This window comes from Pseudoalteromonas sp. A601 (assembly GCF_002165575.1).
GTDB lineage: Bacteria > Pseudomonadota > Gammaproteobacteria > Enterobacterales > Alteromonadaceae > Pseudoalteromonas.
Window position 1 is genome coordinate 261929 of record NZ_MXQF01000001.1, and the last position, 19265, is coordinate 281193.

The 19265-nt window shown below is 38.9% G+C and carries 20 protein-coding genes; 5 read left to right on the top strand and 15 right to left on the bottom strand.

The genetic code is table 11. The features are described from left to right. Positions 1-7: 7 nt before the first annotated feature. From fliE to B5G52_RS01290, 3 genes are all read right to left on the bottom strand, one after another. Positions 8-340 carry a flagellar hook-basal body complex protein FliE gene (gene fliE / locus B5G52_RS01280; RefSeq protein ID WP_087530884.1) on the bottom strand — a complete coding sequence of 111 codons (333 nt, stop codon included), beginning with the start codon at positions 338-340 and terminating at the stop codon, positions 8-10. 167 nt (positions 341-507) lie between these two features. Beyond that, a complete protein-coding gene (locus B5G52_RS01285) occupies positions 508-1929 on the bottom strand; it encodes a sigma-54 dependent transcriptional regulator (protein ID WP_087530885.1) in 1422 nt (473 codons plus the stop codon). Beyond that, entirely contained in the window at positions 1926-3038 is a 1113-nt protein-coding gene (locus B5G52_RS01290; protein WP_087530886.1) for a PAS domain-containing sensor histidine kinase, read from the bottom strand. The genes B5G52_RS01285 and B5G52_RS01290 overlap by 4 nt, the downstream gene beginning before the upstream one ends. Positions 3039-3164: 126 nt before the next feature. Here B5G52_RS01290 and B5G52_RS01295 point away from each other — a divergent pair, with 126 nt between their 5' ends. Beyond that, positions 3165-3752 carry a DNA-3-methyladenine glycosylase I gene (locus B5G52_RS01295; protein ID WP_087530887.1) on the top strand — a complete coding sequence of 196 codons (588 nt, stop codon included), beginning with the start codon at positions 3165-3167 and terminating at the stop codon, positions 3750-3752. A gap of 113 nt (positions 3753-3865) precedes the next feature. Here B5G52_RS01295 and B5G52_RS01300 read toward each other — a convergent pair whose 3' ends face one another. The 3 genes from B5G52_RS01300 to B5G52_RS01310 all read right to left on the bottom strand — a co-directional run bounded on the left by B5G52_RS01300 (position 3866) and on the right by B5G52_RS01310 (position 7559). Further along, complete coding sequence (locus B5G52_RS01300) at positions 3866-5302, bottom strand: sigma-54-dependent Fis family transcriptional regulator (RefSeq protein WP_087530888.1); 1437 nt, start codon at positions 5300-5302, stop codon at positions 3866-3868. A gap of 149 nt (positions 5303-5451) precedes the next feature. Further along, positions 5452-6726, bottom strand: a complete 1275-nt coding sequence (locus B5G52_RS01305) for an MBL fold metallo-hydrolase (protein ID WP_087530889.1) — start codon at positions 6724-6726, stop codon at positions 5452-5454. Between the two features lie 47 nt (positions 6727-6773). After that, entirely contained in the window at positions 6774-7559 is a 786-nt protein-coding gene (locus tag B5G52_RS01310; protein WP_087530890.1) for a flagellin, read from the bottom strand. A 209-nt stretch (positions 7560-7768) separates the two neighbouring features. On the opposite strand from B5G52_RS01310, the gene pseB reads away from it, so the two are divergent. Together pseB and pseC are read left to right on the top strand one after the other, a co-directional pair. Next, positions 7769-8770, top strand: coding sequence for a UDP-N-acetylglucosamine 4,6-dehydratase (inverting) (gene pseB, locus B5G52_RS01315; protein ID WP_087530891.1), 1002 nt, complete (start codon positions 7769-7771; stop codon positions 8768-8770). An 8-nt stretch (positions 8771-8778) separates the two neighbouring features. Beyond that, positions 8779-9981: a UDP-4-amino-4,6-dideoxy-N-acetyl-beta-L-altrosamine transaminase gene (gene pseC / locus B5G52_RS01320; protein ID WP_087530892.1), complete on the top strand. Its 1203-nt coding sequence runs from the start codon at positions 8779-8781 to the stop codon at positions 9979-9981. Here the strand turns inward: pseC and B5G52_RS01325 are convergent. The 9 genes from B5G52_RS01325 to B5G52_RS01365 are packed head-to-tail and all read right to left on the bottom strand — an operon-like array spanning position 9939 to position 17778. Continuing rightward, positions 9939-11072, bottom strand: a complete 1134-nt coding sequence (locus tag B5G52_RS01325) for an aldehyde dehydrogenase family protein (protein ID WP_087530893.1) — start codon at positions 11070-11072, stop codon at positions 9939-9941. The two genes, pseC and B5G52_RS01325, sit on opposite strands and share 43 nt — an antisense overlap. Then, a complete protein-coding gene (locus tag B5G52_RS01330; protein ID WP_087530894.1) occupies positions 11056-12099 on the bottom strand; it encodes an acyl-protein synthetase in 1044 nt (347 codons plus the stop codon). The genes B5G52_RS01325 and B5G52_RS01330 overlap by 17 nt, the downstream gene beginning before the upstream one ends. After that, entirely contained in the window at positions 12086-13429 is a 1344-nt protein-coding gene (locus B5G52_RS01335) for an AMP-binding protein (protein ID WP_087530895.1), read from the bottom strand. The genes B5G52_RS01330 and B5G52_RS01335 overlap by 14 nt, the downstream gene beginning before the upstream one ends. Position 13430: 1 nt before the next feature. After that, positions 13431-14177: an SDR family NAD(P)-dependent oxidoreductase gene (locus B5G52_RS01340; RefSeq protein ID WP_087530896.1), complete on the bottom strand. Its 747-nt coding sequence runs from the start codon at positions 14175-14177 to the stop codon at positions 13431-13433. Beyond that, positions 14170-14409 (bottom strand): acyl carrier protein, encoded by a 240-nt coding sequence (locus B5G52_RS01345; RefSeq protein WP_087530897.1) that lies wholly within the window; start codon positions 14407-14409, stop codon positions 14170-14172. The genes B5G52_RS01340 and B5G52_RS01345 overlap by 8 nt, the downstream gene beginning before the upstream one ends. Before the next feature lies 1 nt (position 14410). Then, positions 14411-14959 carry a GNAT family N-acetyltransferase gene (locus tag B5G52_RS01350; protein ID WP_087530898.1) on the bottom strand — a complete coding sequence of 183 codons (549 nt, stop codon included), beginning with the start codon at positions 14957-14959 and terminating at the stop codon, positions 14411-14413. A gap of 1 nt (position 14960) precedes the next feature. After that, positions 14961-15701, bottom strand: coding sequence for an NTP transferase domain-containing protein (locus tag B5G52_RS01355; RefSeq protein WP_087530899.1), 741 nt, complete (start codon positions 15699-15701; stop codon positions 14961-14963). Next, positions 15698-16774, bottom strand: coding sequence for a pseudaminic acid synthase (gene pseI / locus B5G52_RS01360; RefSeq protein ID WP_087530900.1), 1077 nt, complete (start codon positions 16772-16774; stop codon positions 15698-15700). The genes B5G52_RS01355 and pseI overlap by 4 nt, the downstream gene beginning before the upstream one ends. Positions 16775-16776: 2 nt before the next feature. Next, complete coding sequence (locus B5G52_RS01365; protein ID WP_087530901.1) at positions 16777-17778, bottom strand: hypothetical protein; 1002 nt, start codon at positions 17776-17778, stop codon at positions 16777-16779. 133 nt (positions 17779-17911) lie between these two features. Between B5G52_RS01365 and B5G52_RS01370 the strand changes: the two genes are divergently transcribed. Further along, positions 17912-18805: a nucleoside-diphosphate sugar epimerase/dehydratase gene (locus B5G52_RS01370; protein WP_087530902.1), complete on the top strand. Its 894-nt coding sequence runs from the start codon at positions 17912-17914 to the stop codon at positions 18803-18805. Next, positions 18806-19264, top strand: coding sequence for a glycerol-3-phosphate cytidylyltransferase (gene tagD / locus B5G52_RS01375; protein WP_033020803.1), 459 nt, complete (start codon positions 18806-18808; stop codon positions 19262-19264). Position 19265 lies beyond the last annotated feature (1 nt).

Below are 19265 nucleotides of genomic sequence, written 5' to 3' on the forward strand. Positions count from 1 at the left end.
TACCTAATTAAACAGGCATGTTCATGATTTCTTTGTAAGACTCAACAAGCTTATTACGAACTTGCACTGTCGCCTCAAAAGCAACCGATGACTTTTGTGATGCAATCATCACTTCAGCAAGCGATACATTCCGGTCGCCCATTTCAAGCGCGGTTACTTTTTGTTTTGCTTCTTGCTGATGATTATTAACTGTATCGAGAGCGTTAGTTAATAAGTCACCAAATTGTGCAGACGAAGTGGGTTGAGCTTGCGTTGGAATTACATTGCTGGTGTTACTACGGCCTGCTTCTAGAGCCATAGACTGCATTTCTTGGAATAACGCGCTATTTTGAATTTTCATAATTATCTCTGACGTTGCACTTTACTAATAACTTAATAAGCACAAAACGTGCCATAAAACAAAATAATAAAATTCAATAAGTTAGCGTTTATTTTCAATGTCAGAGTTTTGACATAGCAACGCCCAGCAGTGCTGAGCGTTACTATATAATGGAGCCCATTGAGGGGTTAGGCTGGTAATGCAATTCCTAAGTCGCGCATTTGTGCTAATTTATAACGTAGTGTTCGAGGGCTTATGCCAAGAGTTTCGGCTACGTCTTTACGCTTACCTTGGCAACGGGTAAGGGTTTCCAAAATAATACGATGCTCTTTGTCTTTGAGTTCATCTTTATAAGTACCAGAGTCTAAGCTTGGTAACTCCCCCACAGGCTCTACCGACTCAGTTTTTGCAGCAATCGCTGGTGCAACGGCATCATAGTAAGCCTCATTCGTTGTAGCTGGTTTACCAACAAACGGAGTGACAGTTAAATTCTCAATGAAAATAGCACTCTCATCGATGACTTCACCTTGGCGTAAGATCAACGCCCGTTGAATCACATTATCGAGCTCACGCACATTGCCCGGCCATGCATGAGAGAGTAATTTTTGTTGTGCTTTTTCGCTAAGCTGCGCGAGTGATTCTTTACTTTTAGTTAAATGACGTTCAATTAAATGCTTTGCTAACACTATAATGTCACCAGGACGCTCACATAATGGTCGCCACATTAACGGAAATACATTGAGTCTGTAATATAAATCTTCTCTAAACTTATGCTCGCTTACAGCATCTTTTAAATCTCTATTACTAGTTGCAAGTACTCGCACATCAAGCTTAATTGTTTTACGCCCACCTAAACGTTCTACTTCACGCTCTTGCAATACACGTAGCAGCTTTGCTTGAAGACTTAAGTCCATCTCGGTGATTTCATCTAATAGTATGGTACCACCTTGGGCTTGTTCAAACTTACCAGGGCAAGCCTGAATAGCCCCTGTAAATGCGCCTTTTTCATAACCAAATAAAGTAGCTTCGAGCATATTTTCAGGTATGGCAGCACAATTGATTGCCACAAATGGTTCATTTGAACGCTCTGATTTATCATGAATATAACGAGCCAATACCTCTTTACCTGAACCACTTGGGCCTAACACCATGACACTGGCATCAGATTTTGCCACTTTACTGGCAAGCTCTAATAATTGAATACTTGATGGGTCCGCAACAATGGGACCGTCAGTTTCTTTTTCTGGCTCTGGCAAATAGCGACTGACCATATTTAATAGCACTTCAGGCGCAAATGGTTTTGCCATATAATCAATGGCCCCCAAGCGCATGGCTTCAACTGCATCATCGATAGTGGCGTATGCTGTCATCATGAGTACAGGTAAATCTGGGTAGTTTAAATTAATGCTGCGCAATAAATCGAGCCCGCTCATTGCGCCCATTTGTACGTCACTCACCACTAAAGAAAAACTGTCTTTTTTTAGCAGTAACATAGCTTGCTCTGCACTATCGGCCGCAACACAGGCAATACCCGACATTTCTAAAGTATCGATTAATGCTTCACGAAGACCTGCGTCATCCTCAACAACTAAAATAGTGTTATTACTCATAATGCCTCCACCGGTTTAGAATCAGTACAAATAGGCAGTAATATGCTAAAACATGCTCCGCCTTCAGTATTATTGGTAACTTCAACTCTGCCTTGATGAGCACTCGCTACGGAGCTAACAACAGCTAAGCCAAGGCCTGTCCCCTGACTTTTAGTAGTAAAGAAAGGTTCAAAAAGTTTTTCAGCTTGACTCATATCAACCCCAGGCCCGTTATCGCATACACTAATACGCACATGGTCGTCTAAATGGCTGTCTCGAACTGCATTTACACGCACTAAGGCACCTGAGCCAATTACTTGAATGCTGTTATGAATTAAATTTTGAATCGCACTGGCTAAGGCCGTTTTATTACCCATAATGGCAATATCAGGCTCCGGTAAATTAACCTCAAGATCACTATTATTAAGTGCAACCATGGCATCAGCACCTGCTTTTACTTCGCTAAGAAGTTGCTGCATAGACACTTGCTCGACAACTTGTTGGTCACCGCTTTTTGCAAACAGCAGCATATCGTTTACTTGTGTTTCAAGATCTTTCAAGCGCGACATGAGCTTAGTATGAAAATTACCACGAGAAGTTTCAGGTAAACGTTTAGAGCCCAAATTAGCTGCGTATAACATAGCGGCAGATAACGGTGTGCGAACTTGATGTGCTAATGACGCCACCATTTTACCTAACGCACTCAAGCGCTGCATGTGAGCCACACGCGTTTGTAAGCGCCGTGTTTCGGTTAAATCAGTCATTAGTATTAGCTGGCCAGGCTCTGGTGCCAATGCCGTAATATCTAACTTGATTAATCGACCATCTTTTAATGAAACTTCATGGCCATCATCTTGTTGAGGACGAAAAGAGCGCTGGATAATACTAAACCATTTCTCGCCTTCGAGCGGTTCACCTAGCATATCAATGGCAATTTGATTAGCTTTAGCAATCATGCCTCGACCATCTAACACAATAACGCCAGCAGGCATGGTATCAACCAAATGACTTAACCAACTCGCTTGTTGACGAAGCTCACTCAACTCCCCTACATACTCTTCTTGTTGCAGGCATGGGTTATATTGATTAGCTGTGATAAATTGTGGTTTCAACACGTTTGCAAGTGCCATAGTAAACTCTCATAAAGGTTCTCTACGGTGTTAAATGCACGATCTATACCAAAATTATATTAACTAAAATTCATAAGCTTAGCTTTAAATTAACGCGACAATAAACTGACACAAGGAAAACACACTATGGCTAAAGATGTACAGTGTCGTTGCCCATGGCTTGATACTTCAAAACAAGATTATGTAACCTACCACGATGAAGAATGGGGAGTGCCTTTGTATGACGACCAAAAGTTATTTGAGTTTATAACGCTCGAATCAGCCCAAGCGGGGCTTAGTTGGTACACCATATTAAAAAAGCGTGATGGCTATCGCCGCGCGTTTGCAAATTTTGATGTTAAAACCGTAGCCTCATTTAGTGAAGCCGATATAGAGCGCTTAATGCTCGATGAGAGTATTGTGCGTAACCGGCTAAAAATCAGTGCAACAATCAACAATGCAAAGCGTTTTTTAGAAATTCAACAAGAGTTTGGCAGTTTTAGTAATTACCAATGGCAGTTTGTCGACAACCAGCCACAAGTCAGTAATTTAAATGAATTAAGTGACTACCCCGCCATTACTGAAGCATCAACGGCTTTCGCTAAGGATTTAAAAAAACGCGGCTTTAAGTTTTTAGGCCCAACTACAGTTTACGCGCACATGCAAGCATCCGGTATGGTAAACGATCACAGTAATGATTGTTTTAGAAAAGCTGAGATTATTGAAAAATATTAAGGGCTAAGTGTTAGGTACTAGGTACTAGGTACTAGGTACTAGGTACTAGGTACTAGGTACTAGGTACTAGGTACTAGGTGAAAGTTTAAAGGCTCGTTTTAACCTATCACGAATTAATCTCGTGATAGGTTATATTTTTTCATTTTTTCAACAAGGGTTGTACGTCTTACCCCTAGTATCTCAGCAGCGCGAGCAACCACGTAATCATAACGCTCTAGTGCTTGAGTAATAAGGCTTATTTCAAGCTCAGCTAAGTAGTCTTTTAATTCAATACCTTCATCAGGTAATAGCCCCGAATCAGATGAAGCTACTTCAATCTCAGGCTCTTCATAGTAATCACTAAAGCCCGTACTAAAAATATCATTAAACGCGTCACGTTCCATCAGCTCTTCAGGGTATTGAGGCTCGTAGGCATCAACTTCAATATAACGATACTTTGCAGGAAGATCTGGCACATCAACGACCTTCTCAGGAAACATAATCACCATGCGCTCGACTAGATTTGCAAGCTCACGAATATTACCCGGCCATGCGTGTTCTTTAAGGCTTTCAATGGCACGCTCAGTAAATTTAGCTGTAGTACCACTTTGCTCATTTACACGGCGCATTAATTCTTTCAACAAAAGCGGTATGTCATCAGCCCGCTGTGAAAGAGATGGGTTTTCGATAGGAAAGACATTTAAACGATAATATAAATCTTCACGAAATGAACCTTGCTCAATCATATCTTCAAGGTTTCGGTGAGTCGCCGCAATAATACGCACATCAGCTTGTATCGCTTTCGTACCACCAACACGTTCGTAGCTGCGCTCTTGTAACACGCGTAAAAGTTTTACCTGCATTTGCAGGGGCATATCGCCGATTTCATCTAAAAACAGCGTACCACCTTGAGCCAATTCAAAACGCCCTTTTCGAGCTGAAATGGCCCCTGTAAAAGCGCCTTTTTCATGCCCAAACAATTCACTTTCTAATAACTCACCGGGGATTGCACCGCAGTTTACTGGTACAAATGGCCCTGAATTACGTTTAGATAATAAATGTACATTGCGAGCAACCACTTCTTTACCCGTGCCGGATTCACCTAATATAAGTACGTTTGCGTCAGTTTTAGCTACTTGCTCAATTAAAAAACGGACATCTTTAACTGCTTCTGTTTCACCAACTAACCCGTCAAACGACTTATGTGGCTTAGGGTGTTTATGATCGCTTGGCAACATGCGTTGATATTGCTGACAATCATGCAAAAGTTGAGTAGTAACGTCGTGGTTAAATGGCTCAGAAATCAAACCCACTACATTAGCAATGCTCAGTAGTGGTTTTAAGGTCTCGCCAATCAATAAAAAAGGAACTGCAGGATAGCGCTTAATTAAGCTCTCATGATCAAACTCTTGTAACGCTCCCAAGATAACCATGCATTCTTGTTTTTGATAGTTATTGCACTCTTGTTCGAAATTTTGCTCGTCAAGGCTTAAAACAGCTTCACCAATAAATGTCAGTGAAGCATGTAAACCAATCGCACGATTATTATTATTATCTAGAATCAAGATCATTAGTCAGCGAACCACAGTTACAACAAGCTATTAGTATTTAAATTGTAAGCGAGTTTGAGAGGGATGCAAGCACTAAGCGACAGTTTTTTGACATCATTGCCAAAAAACTGCCATTAGATTAACTTTAAGTAATACTTAAGAATTATCTGTTAACAAATCGAGAGAAAGTTTAAAAATGCTTGTGCTTTAGGACTATGGATATTTGGGGTTCTTCGTACATTACAAAAGCTTGCAACTTCAGCATTATTCCAATGATAAACACCGGTTAAACAACCAAAAAAATGCCTGTAGTCTACATAATATTCACTTCTTGGTATTAAATTGTCAGAATGAGATAACAAGATTGCGGCACTTGATTTACGAGTATTAATAACAAATTTTTCTCTTATTTTGTCATCAATCATAATATTAAAAACAAAATAATAATCTTCTAAATTTTCGGACTTTCTAAGCGCGTTAACAAGACTACTCTGAACAAGTTTTGAGAATTTTATCTTCTCATATGAGATACATATTTCACTTTCATAATCGAGTAACTCTTCTTGAAGTACTAACTTTCGCGCTTCATAATCTTCTTTCGAATAACACTGCTTTCTCTCCTTTGATAGCTCACCAGTTTGTAAGTCTATCTCGCCCTCACCTTTATCAGCTAGAATAATAGCTTTAGGATCAAATGCTTTTACTTCATATGCATCTGCAACCCCTCTAAAATCATTCAATTTAGCTAATTTACCACCTAACAAATATTTACCAGCAAATGGTAGATGATTTTTAGCAGGAAATAACTTTGTGTAATCTAGGTAACGTTTAAAGAATTGTTGCTTTTTCTGTTCTGCTTTAAATTCTAATTCAGGATCAGCAAAATCATAATAGGTTTGTGGGTAAGGTCCAGCTCCAGTGTAGCCTAAAGCTAACAAATCTAATTCTGAGCAATGCCTTGAAATAATCGAATGTAATCTTGTTGTATGCTTAGCTGATTCTATACAGTCATTCAAGTTTAAAATATTTACACCATCACAACTTACAAATAAAGCAGAGTCTATATCTGAAGCAGAACCGTGTATATTTGGCACCACATATAAATGCGTATCTCCGTATAAGCCATACTCTATAGGGGTTACTTCAATCCCATCAGCCCTTGCTTTATATAAGAGATAATTATTTTCAAAAACAGGTATTATCACTGGTTTTTTGCCATATTTATCAAATAGTTTATGCAAAAAAATCGGATCATAATGATCTGGGTGAATATGTGAAATATAAATAACATCCGGTTCCTTTATAATCTCAAGTGGATTATCTATCAAAGGAAACTGATGCCAAGCTCCATCATATGCTCCAGGTGTAAACCAAGGATCTGTTAGTATCCTAATATCTTTTGTCTCGATTTCTATACAAGCACTATAAATATAACGAACCTTCATAAAGACTTCTTCCTGCTTTAATAACTAAGAAAGAAGTCTACATGATATTATAATAAACCTAAAATTGACTCAGCAGATTGATTTGCTTGACCGCGCAGTGCAATAGATGCTTGAGACAAAATATCATTAGAGGCTTGCTGAGATATTGCCTGTGCATAATCAGTATCTTCAATACGGCTTTGGCTCGCTGCAATATTTTCTTTCTGAGTACCCAGCCCCTTAATAGTACTCGCTAAAGTATTTTGAAAAGCCCCTAGCTCTGCACGTTGGGCGTTAATTTCTTCCGCTGCTTGGTTGCTAATATCAATTGCGGCTTGTGCCCCCGCTTGCGTAGAGATATTAATAGTTGAGATTACTGATGCAAAACTACCATCTGAAGGCGTGGTTGTTTGTGTGGTATTGGCATCAGGCCCTACTTGAAACGACACCGGCTGACCATCAAATAAAGGCTTACCGCCAAAAGACGCGTTTTCAAACGTCTCTGTGATTTGACTTTGTAGCTGAACTACCTCTTCTTGCAATGCTGCACGGTCACTATCATTAAGGGCTCCGTTGCCCGCTTGAATAGAAAGCTCACGGATACGTGATACCGCATCATTGACACCGGACAAACTTGAATCAGTGACTTGAGAGTATGAAATACCATCGTAAGCATTTCGTACAGCTTGGCCATAACCATCTTGTTGTGAGGTTAAACGGTCTATAATTTGCAAAGCTGCGGCATCATCCGCCGCAGAATTAACTTTTTTACCTGTCGCAAGTTGCTCAGCAAGCTTATTGGACGTTTGTTGATTTTGACTAAGTAAACTAGTGTTTGGTGATTGAATTTTCATGGCAGCCTCCGACAAACTGATCGTATAAATTATAGCTTAATTTGCCAATTTTTACACTTTGTACCATGTTTAAGCTAAATAAACTTGGCATCGAGCTTGCTAACATACTTAATAAGTATGTAAAGTATTGAGAATTGTGTCAAAATTCTCACAATGCGTACTTCATTTTATATACAGCTACGCCAATGATAAATAGCTTGGATAATCTTATGTTCGATAACAAAACAATTTTAATCACCGGTGGTACCGGATCATTCGGTAAAAAGTACGTAAAGACATTGCTTGAGCGATATAACCCTAAAAAAATCATTATATTTTCTCGGGATGAACTAAAGCAATTTGAAATGCAACAGGAGTTCGATCAACCCTGTATGCGCTATTTTATCGGTGATGTACGCGATAAAGACAGGTTACGGCGTGCAATGCGTGAGGTTAACTATGTTATTCATGCAGCTGCTTTAAAGCAAGTGCCTGCGGCTGAATACAACCCTATGGAATGTATAAAAACCAATATTAATGGTGCAGAAAACGTGATTGATGCAGCACTGGACAACAATGTTGAAAAAGTCATTGCACTATCAACTGACAAAGCGGCAAACCCTATTAATTTGTATGGTGCTACTAAGTTAGCATCTGACAAACTCTTTGTTGCGGCTAACAATATTGCCGGTGGTAATCGCACCACATTTTCAGTTGTTCGTTACGGTAATGTAGTGTGCTCACGCGGTTCAGTAGTGCCCATTTTCCAAAAATTTATTGACCAAGGCCGCGACCATATCCCTATTACCCATGAAGAAATGACCCGCTTTTGGATAAGCCTCCAGCAAGGTGTTGATTTTGTTCTAACAAACTTTGAGCGTATGCTTGGTGGTGAAATTTTTGTTCCTAAAATCCCTTCAATCCGTATTACAGATTTAGCCAAAGCAATGGCTCCTGATTTACCTATCAAAGTTATTGGTATTCGCCCTGGAGAAAAGCTTCATGAAGTAATGTGTCCGCAAGATTTATGCTTTGAAACTTATGAATATCAAGATCATTTTTTGATAGCTCCTGGAATTAAATTTAGTAGCCGCAGTAATGATTTCACTGTTAATGCATTGGGTGAAAAAGGCAAAAAAGTAAAACAAGGTTTTGAATATAACTCTTTAAGCAACCCACAGTATATGACGCTTGAAGAAATAAAAGACTTTAATGTGCAAGCATTGTTGTAAATACTGCTATGAAAAATAAAGTAATTCCTTACGGTAAGCAAAGTATTTCACAAGATGATATAGATGCCGTTGTTAATGTATTAAAGTCTGACTGGCTTACACAAGGCCCTAAAGTACCCGCTTTTGAGCACGCAACTGCTAATTACTGTGGTGCAAAATTTGCCTGTGCAACCAATAGCGCTACATCAGCATTGCATATTGCTTGCTTAGCGTTAGGCGTTGGCGAGGGTGACACCGTTTGGACATCCCCAATTTCATTTGTTGCCTCTGCTAATTGTGCTTTGTATTGTGGGGCAAAAGTAGATTTTGTCGATATAGACCTCGAAACAGGGAATATGTCTCCATTGGCTTTGGAGCAGAAATTATTCGAAGCAGAAAAAACAAACTCTTTACCGAAAGTTGTAATTCCTGTTCACCTTGCGGGTCAATCATGTGATATGCAGGCCATTGCAAATCTAGCCAAAAAGTACAACTTCAAAATAATTGAAGACGCATCTCATGCTATTGGTGCTAAATATCACAATAAACCTGTTGGCTGTTGCGACTACTCAGATATCACTGTATTTAGCTTTCACCCAGTTAAAATTATTACCTCAGCTGAAGGTGGTATGGCAGTATCCAACAGCGAAGAAATCGATAACAAGTTGAAGCGCTTGCGCAGTCATGGAATTACTAATAATCCTGATGAAATGACAGAACCAAGCCACGGACCTTGGTATTATCAACAAATTGAACTTGGCTTTAATTATCGAATGACAGAATTACAAGCCGCACTTGGGTTAAGCCAGCTAAATCAACTCGACAACTTTGTTAAGGTACGAAATCTAATTGCAAAACAATTCGATGTATTTTTTACTGAGCAAAGCATGCAATCGCTGTTAGTCACTGAAGAATGTTACAGTAGTTATCATTTGTATATTTTGCGCTTAGAGTTTAGCAATCAAGCGCTGCAAGCTATGATGATCAAACAACTTAGAGCTCAGGGCATACAAGCTCATTTGCACTATATTCCAATCTTTTTGCAGCCTTTCTATCAAGAGCTGGGCTTTGCTAAATCAACCTTCCCAAATGCGATGAAATACTATTCTCAAGCTATTACTATACCTTTACACCCTGCACTTACAGAGCAAGAAATTGGCACGGTTAAAAGTACAGTTAAGAGTCTTTATCAACAACTTAGTTCTTCGAGTAAATCCACACCATCCCAATAATGATCAAATGTGAGCGCTTGCCCTAAAGCAATCGTTCTGATTGCAGCTGTGGCAAGTTGATTTTGCTCACTGGCGTTTAATCCAAAACAACTAATAGTTTGTAATTTATCCGTTTTATTTAATTCTAAACGCTGCAGTTGATAAGACAAAATCAAACCATCACCTTGGTGATGTAATAGCATATCTGGTAAAAATGTCAGTAATTCACAACGCATAAATTCAGAGTATTTATCAATAGCTTGTATATTAATATTCGCAAGTAGAATTAACTGCTGTAAATGATATAAACGATTGGCTTTTGCGGTTTGGCTAAACTGTGATTCATCTTTACTAAGAGCTAAGCGAAGTGCCTGCCAAAATAACTGCTGTAACTCTAAGGATGTCTGATACCACAAGATAGCTTTAGGTGAAGAACAAGCTTGTTGAGAGAAAGCATTAAAGTCACGAATAAAACGTGTCACAGCAAGGTCAACATCGAGATTTGTCGAAAGACGAATGACAGCTAACGAGTATCGATCAGGGAAGCATACTTGGTGTTGAACATTGGCTTGTTGATTGATTTTTTCTATTGCATCATCGCCACCCCAGATGATCCGCATATCGCAATGCTCACTAAAATGCTCAGTGATATCCTGCGCATTACTTGGATAAGATACAATGGCACACAATGAGTTTAATACCGAGTATGGATGCAAGGATAAAAATTCATTCAGTAAAGCTATCAACTGATAAGTTTGCTCGCCACTGCGATCACTGATCCTCACAATATTACAGTTACCGCAGAGCATACTCAGTAGTAAACTATAAAAATACACTGTATCTACATTAGCCGGAGTAATATGAAACACCAATCCTCTTGGCTGACTATGATTTAGCGCCATGTAGTGTTTTTTCATAGCAAGTATATTTGCCTTTCGACACCAAAACCCCAGTGCTGATATTGCATTCGATTGCTGCTTTTTCAACAAGAACTGTGAGAAAGCAGCAATATCAGCAACAGTATCATCTTGAAACGGCGCTGCCTGCGGTGATAACTGCGTAAAATTCCCCTGCAATTGCTGTAATGAGGTATGTTTAAATAAAGGTGTCACTACAGCCCCTAACTTGTGATTTAGCTAACCGCCCTTGTACCGTAAAGTATTTACCCAGTCGGCCGCATTGGCAATTATCTTCACCATGCAAAGTGCCTAAATCCTCGGTTAATAAACGGTGTCCTGGGTAGCTTTTAGCAAGCACTGACTCAACTTGGATCACCCCTTGCGTATTAGTAGGTAAAGGCTGCTGTGTAGCAGCATCAACAATACTAATATCAGACCAAGCTGGTGTATGTAAAAAACCATGCTCACATTCAATGTAAATTGTGCCCGTCTGTTCTACCATGCCATAGTAATCATGCACATTAATAGCACCTAGTTGCTCAGCTACGGCTTGTTTAAATGCCTTATTGCTCACTGCGTGTTGTTGCATTTTTTTCCAGCCACCACCATGCAATAAGACCCCTTTTTCAAATTTCATGTTTTTATCGCATTTAGTCAATGCCTGAATAAATTGCTGCCAAACAATAAAAGTAAAACCAAACATAAACACTGGCGTTGCCCTGTACTTTTCAAAAAAAGCATCAATGACAGGCATGTTTAAAGTCATATCATCATTTAGGGCAAAATGCGGATCACGACCAAAAAACAACATGCCTTGTATGCCTGCTGCACGTGCTGACATTGTTGTTTTTTTTCGTATCGTCTGTTTCGCATCAATAATCAACATAGGTAAACGTTGTTTACCTAACCAATGCTGCAATGTTTTTGTCAAAATTTTACTTTGTAACTGCGCAGTCTGTGCATCTAATGATATCTTAGATACCGCGCCGCTGGTACCCGACGAAGTTAACAAACGATGTTGTTGATCTGCATTTATGCTGGATAATAAAAATTGCTTAAATAATGGTACAGCTAATGGCATTGTGTCTGCAAATGATTGCTGCAAACGCTGATAAGGCGCACAATGTTTCTTATGATGACTATCTAAAAAGGTAAGTTGGCTATGTAAAAAAGATTGCTTTTCATTATTCGCTAAACCATATACGGGTAATTCTAGTAACTGTTCATCAGTTAAGTGCATGATAGTCTACCTTGCCGTTGCTAAGCCTAGGGATAGTTTGCAAGTAAATGACACTAATTAAACGACTGTGACATTTGAGCTTGTCGGCGAGCATTTTTTTTACATCAACATCCGTGCGTTCAGTGACATATACATTAAACGCATCTTCACTTCCTGTACAAATAACTTCTGATGCAAGCTCTGTGCTGATCCAGGCTTGTACTTCATCAAGATTAATACGCTTACCCGTAAGTTTACAAATACGTTTAGAGCGCCCTACTATTTGATAAAAACCATTCTCTAGACGCTGTGCAATATCACCTGTTTTTAAGGGTAAATTTTGCGTGAATGTATTCAGTTCAGCCACAGAGGTGGCATAACCCCCAAATACGTTATCGCCAACCACACACAACTCTCCAGGCGTATTACAGGCAGTAATTTCTTGCTCAACTCCATCAATGAGAGACAACTTTGTATTGGGAATAGCTTGACCTATTACCCCTGTATTTTCAGTAAAATTCTCGGCGGGCAAATAAGCAATTCGTGCAGTGGCTTCTGTTTGTCCATACATAGTATAAAACTCGACATCAGTAGCCTCTGTGAAATTAGCAAGGGTTTGCCACTGTTTCTCAAGCAGCTTTCCACCAGCTTGCGCCATGTAGCGAATTTGCTGTAAAGGTAGTTTGTCTAAACCCAGTCGCACCAACAACTGAAAACTAAATGGCACACCGTAAAAGCTATTTACTTTAAATTTTTGGAACTGCTGCCAAAAGCTTGCTGACATTGGGCTCTCATTTTGTATAACTATCGAGGCGCCACACGCCAAGTGACTGTGCAAAATAGACAACCCGAATGAATATGAAAGCGGCAAAAATGTCATTGTTACATCGCTACTTTTTATCGGTAAAAACTCACAGATTGAAGCACAATTAGCCGCAATATTTGCTTTACTTAACTTCACCAGCTTTGGCGAACCAGTTGAACCGCTGGTAGATAAAAGCACACTGAGTTCAGCTGCAAGTTTATGTTTTATCTTGCTAAATGGCTGAATAGTTTGCTCTATAATTATAGAGTTAACTTGATAATGTTCGTATAAAACGTGTTTTTCGGTGTCACTTAATGATGGGTCAATTAAAAGGATAGCATGTTGCGTTCTTAATAATGCTAAATAATAAACTATAAAATTAAGTGAAGAATTTGCAACAAGAGCGATTAATTCGCGCTCAATTGGTAATACACTTTGGACACTGCTTACTTGCTGTTCAAGTTCTATGTAATCAATTGACTGAGTACCATAAAAAAGCCGTCCTTGAGAATTTTTTGCTGTTAGTTGCCAGAACATTCCAGCCATATTACAACCTTAATCCGCCATCAACCGCAATTGTTTGACCCGTAATATAAGCCGCTTGACTGCTTAACAAAAATGCCGCTACATTAGCGATATCTTCACCTTGTCCTAAACGTTTAAGTGCGGTTCGTTGACTGAGTTGCTGTTTCTTTGCATCATCAAAATGAGCGGTTAACGGTGTTGCTATAACCCCTGGAGCTAAAGCATTTACACGAATATTATAACTTCCTAGTTCCTGCGCCAAACTTGTCACTAACCCTTTAATAGCGGCTTTCATACTTGCATAGACAACTTGACCGCTACTACCTTGCTCTGCAACAACTGAACTAACTAACACGATACTACCGCACTTTTTACGAAGCATCAGTTTACTAGCGCCTTGACAAAGTAATAGAGCTGCTTTTAAATGTATTTGATATTGTTGATCAATCTGCACATCACGGCTCATCATCAAGGGAGCTTCAAGCATGTCACCAGCGCAATGCACGACCCCTTCAATATTAATTTTCTGCTGAGAAATAGAGCTAAAAAGTTGTTTTATATCTGCACTATCGCCTAAATCAGTAATCTCTGTGAGTATATTTGCCATGGAATGACTTAATAGTAATTGCTCGCGCGCCATGTTTAGCTTTTCAGCATTTCGAGCAACCAGAATTACAGCTTTATGTTGCGCCACAAGATTGTTTGCAATGGCAAACCCTATGCCACTGTTAGCACCTGTGATCAACGTGTAAGTAGCGCTCTTATTCAAATGACACTCCGTACTTAGCTAAAATTTGCTGGGCTTTTAAAAATGAGCTCATATCTATAATATCATCCGTATCAAGCATAATATCAAATTCGCCTTCGAGCTCTGCAATCAACATCATATGGCTCATTGAATCCCATTTAGGATGCTCAGAATAACTAAGTTCATTGCACACCTCTTCTGGTGTGATCTCTAATACGTTAACAAATGCAGTGGTGAGCTTTTCTAATGACACATTAACCTCGATTTAAAAAGTGCTTTATTTTAGTTGTGGCTTGCTCAAACTCTGATCGGTTGAGAGAAATGCTGAGCATATGATTATCACTTGGGTGCTCAGTGAGCTGATAGCCAAGCTGTTGATTATAACGAATTGCAGCCTGATTTTCCCGCCTTACTTCTGAGTGTAAATATAACATATTCAAATCATTAAACGCATAATCCAGCATAACTAAAGACGGCGCAAAGGCCAGTATATTATTTAGGTATTGTGTATCAGAAATATAAATACCGATACTCGCCGACTCGGCAATTTCAAGGTTGTGCTCTGCGTGAATATTAATTACACCAATTGCTGTGGCTTTATAATGAATAATAAAGTGCTGCTGCTTATCATCTACAAGTATCGAATTAAACCATTGTTGATGATGCTGCCACTCTATAGCCCCCCTATTCTTCATTTGGGTTCGAACATGCTCAAGGTTTCGCCATTGCCAAACGCGCTCACAATCACTTTCTTTAACTTCCCTTAGCTGTACCGCATAACTTGCTAATCGAGAAAGACGCACGTTATTCTCCTAACTTTTTTTGTTTTACATCTTGATTGAGTAAAGCTATTTCAGGGTGTGATTTAAAAAAATCTAAAATATCAATGTACTTAGCTACGCTAATATCACTGGGGTAAGCCGCCACTAACTGTGTAAACATCTGCAAATCTCTTGGCTCATCAATACATAATCGCGCATAGCCTTGATAATCACATGGTGCTTTATATTGACTAACTTTAAATTGCTTTGGATGCTGATACAAATAAGGCGTTACATGCTCTTTTTGATAATCTTCCACAGCATTTTTTGCTGCCATTTTTAACGCCTTAACTGACATTATCTCTGCATCAAAACCACGGATATGCTCGCCGATGTACAGGCTCGAATAATCGTCGCCTCGCTCAAGATGATAAGCGATTAATTGATCAACAAGTTGAGCATCCACTAACGGGCAATCAGCAGTCAAACGTACAATACGATCATCATCATCCAAACTAAGCACCCGCACAGCATCAGTAAAGCGTTGCAACACATTAAGCTTACTCCCGCGAAAAACCCTGACTCCTAGTTTTAAACAATGTACAGCAACATCATCGTCATTATTATGATCACTCGTTGCAATTACATGTTCGGTAATATTTTTTGCCGATTTAAGACGTGTTATATGGTATTGCAACAACGATTGAGCATTAACAGTTTGTAGCACTTTTCCTGGTAGCCTTTTGGAATCATACCGAGCTTGTGAGCAAGCAATCACTTTCATTTGTGAACATACTCCAGCTTCATCGCGCTACCTTTATTCAATGCTTTACTAGCAGGCTTACCTAGCATTGAGTTTAAATAACGTGGATGTAAACCAAGGCCGGGTCTAACTGAGCGTAAATTTGTTTCAGTAAATAACTCACCCTGTTTAATATCTTGCGCTATATACAAAGAACGTCTAAATGCGACATTATCTTGCTCGCTTTTCGCTAAGCGAAAGCTAGGCTCACCAAGCGCATAATACGCTGCAGTTGTTGCATCAACCATCGCTTTAAAACCACTAGGGTTTAATGAAAACGCAGCATCAACACTTGTTGTATCATCTTCTAATTTAAAATGTTTTTCTATAATACTCGCCCCCAGTGCAACTGATGCTATCGCAGCAGTATCGGCTAGACTATGGTCACTTAAACCAACAGGAAGTGCTAAGTGCTGTTTTAAATAAGCAAGTGTTGATAAATTACAGTCATTGATTGGTGTCGGGTAACCGCTGACACAGTGTAAAACTGCCAACTGTTTACCACCAACTTCTTTTACCGCAGTCACAGCTTCTTCAATTTCATCAAGGGTGGCCATGCCAGTAGACATAATGATTGGCTTACCTGTTTGAGCCGCGTATTGAATCAAACCTATATCTGTAATTTCGAACGAAGCAATTTTATATGCAGGGCAATTTAAGTCTTCTAACAGATCAATTGCAGTTTTGTCGAATGGCGAAGAAAAAAGTGTAATACCATGTTGCTTTGCTCGTGCGAATAACGCTTCATGCCAATCCCACGGAGTATGTGCTTCTTCATATAAATCATATAAAGTACGGCCTTTCCAAAGTTTATCTTTAACAACAAACTCTGGCCCATCATGGTTAAGTGTAATCGTATCTGGGCGGTAAGTTTGTATTTTAATTGCACTTGCCCCCGTTTTAGCAGCAGCATCAATTAATTCAAGTGCTTTATTAATATCGCCACCGTGATTTCCAGAAAGCTCTGCAATAGTATAAGGCTGACAACCCTCACCAATTTTAATACCGTCAATAGTAATGTGTTTTTGTAGTTGCCCTACATCAAATTGAGTCATTATTAGTTTTTCACTATATGTCGATTAATTGCATCTAAGATACGTGTGGCGGCTTTGCCGTCGAGCGAATCGTTCGCCACTTGCCTTAAATTACTTTTCTTATCGGCTGATTGTAATAAAAATAAAGCCTGATGTGTTATATTTTCAATGCTTTGCACGTTGTTGCGCAAATCTAGACCAATATAAGCAGTACCGCATAAAGGCGATAAAAGCGCTTGCTGTTGATTATCGGCCATCACCAAAGCAAGCGTTGGCACACCTAAATAGAGCAACTCGTAAAGGCTCCCCCCAGCACCTGCAATTGATATATCAGCTTGAGCCATAATTGCAGCAACATTCATTGCATCTAGATGAAGTGTAATTCGATTACAAGCCGATAAATTCTTTAATTCTTCGAGAGTTTGCTTAGCCATCGAGTTCGTCGCTAGTACATCAATATACTCAACAGCAGAATGCGACAGTAAAGCATGACATATTTTAGCCGACAACATTTTGACATCAGTACCACCTAAACACACTAATACCCGACCACTTTTTCGAAAAGTAGTATGGGATTGCAATAAAAACTCTTGGCGTATCAGCCTATAACTTAGACCTTGCAATATTATAGATGCATTATGCTTACTCTCAAACGCATCGCTAGGGTTTACTATTAAATCAACCGCTAGAGTAGGCTCATACGTATTATCATCAAACAAAACTACACAGCTACAAGTTTGTTTTAAATCTATAAAATTCGATTCAGTCAAATTATAGTCATCAATAACCACTGCATCTGTAAGATGTAATTGCGTGGTTAAGCTTTTTCCTTCTAACAACACTATTTTTATCGGCAATAAATACAAGCGCTTTAGGAGTGTCGGGGCAATGTCATGTGCATATAGAACAACCTGATAGTTTTGCAGTAAAGCAGCTTCAATTAATGCTAACTGGCGCATAATGTGGCCAAAACCAATTGCTTGACCTGCATTTGCATAAAATGCGATTTTTCTTTGTTCTTTCATACAAATAAGTGCTCGAAGAAACTATCAAATGACTATGCCTTCAGTTAAGCTTATATTCAAGTACACTAGCAAAATTTACTAAATGGTCTAAAGTTTGCTTAATTTTTAATATGTAAATAACAATACAAACACTATGACACAACAAACAGCCTATATTTTTGGTGCTGGTGACGCCGGTATCGCCGCATACAACTTTTTAAAAGCTCACTATAGTGTAAAGGGTTATATTGATAATGATGCTGAAAAACAAGCAACCAAAATAAATGGTTTGAACATATATGCCTCTGAAAAGGTTCTTCACTTTGAATTTGATTATATTTTTATTGCCAGTGAGTTTTTTGAACAAATAGAGCAGCAACTTATTACTAAATTTGGAGTAGCTGCTCAGAAAGTGAAAGTACTCCCAGCTCACGCTATTAAAGTAACAAAACTTGGCGATACCAAAACTAAACAGCGGGCAACTCAATTACTTGGCCTTATTTGCAGAGCCTTGAGTCTTGAATCGATAGATTACTTTGTTGATGCAGGCACGCTATTAGGGATTGTTCGCGATGATGAATTAATCCCATGGGACGATGATTTAGATATCGCTATCGCTCACCCCCATGCAAAACAGTGTTTAAATGCACTCAATAAGCTAATACCGAAACTAGAGCAATGTTTTGGTGTTGCATGGAATATTGCTGAGAATTATGCAAAGAGTGACTACGTTACAATAGAAGAAAATGATATTGCTAGTTTTAAATTACGCCCATTAACTAATCTCGAAGAGTTCCCACAAGTTGATTTTTTTATTAAATATATCAATGGTAATGAAATGTATCATGTTATTTCATCACGCGGCTTCACCTTTAAAAGTAAACATATGTTTCATCGAAAAAACATTACGTTTAAAGCTCACAACTTAATAATCCCTAAAGAAGCTGAGAGTTACCTACAGGATCACTATGGTGATGACTGGCGTACACCGAAAAAAGAATGGCATTTAGGACAGATAAGTAATGCAACCGTTTTTAAGGGGGAGTAGATGAAAACGATTTTAACTTACGGTACCTTCGATTTGTTCCATATTGGCCACTTGAATCTACTACGTAGACTAAAAGCAATGGGTGATCATTTAATTGTTGGTGTATCCACAGATGAGTTTAATTTAGAGAAAGGCAAACAAAGTATTTATAAATATCAGGATCGTGCCGATATAGTAGAAGCAATTGGTTGTGTAGACTTAGTTATTCCAGAATATAGCTGGGAACAAAAATTAACTGATATAGAAAAATACCATGTAAGTACATTCGCTATTGGCAATGATTGGGCAGGTAAGTTTGATCACTTAAAAAACCAATGTGATGTTATCTATTTACCAAGAACAGAAAACATTTCGTCTACCGCTGTAAAACAAAGTATCAATATACTAAATACAGCCAAAATCGATGAGTTTAAAAAAGCGCTTGATGGTATCAAAGCAATTATTAACACGATTCAGTAAG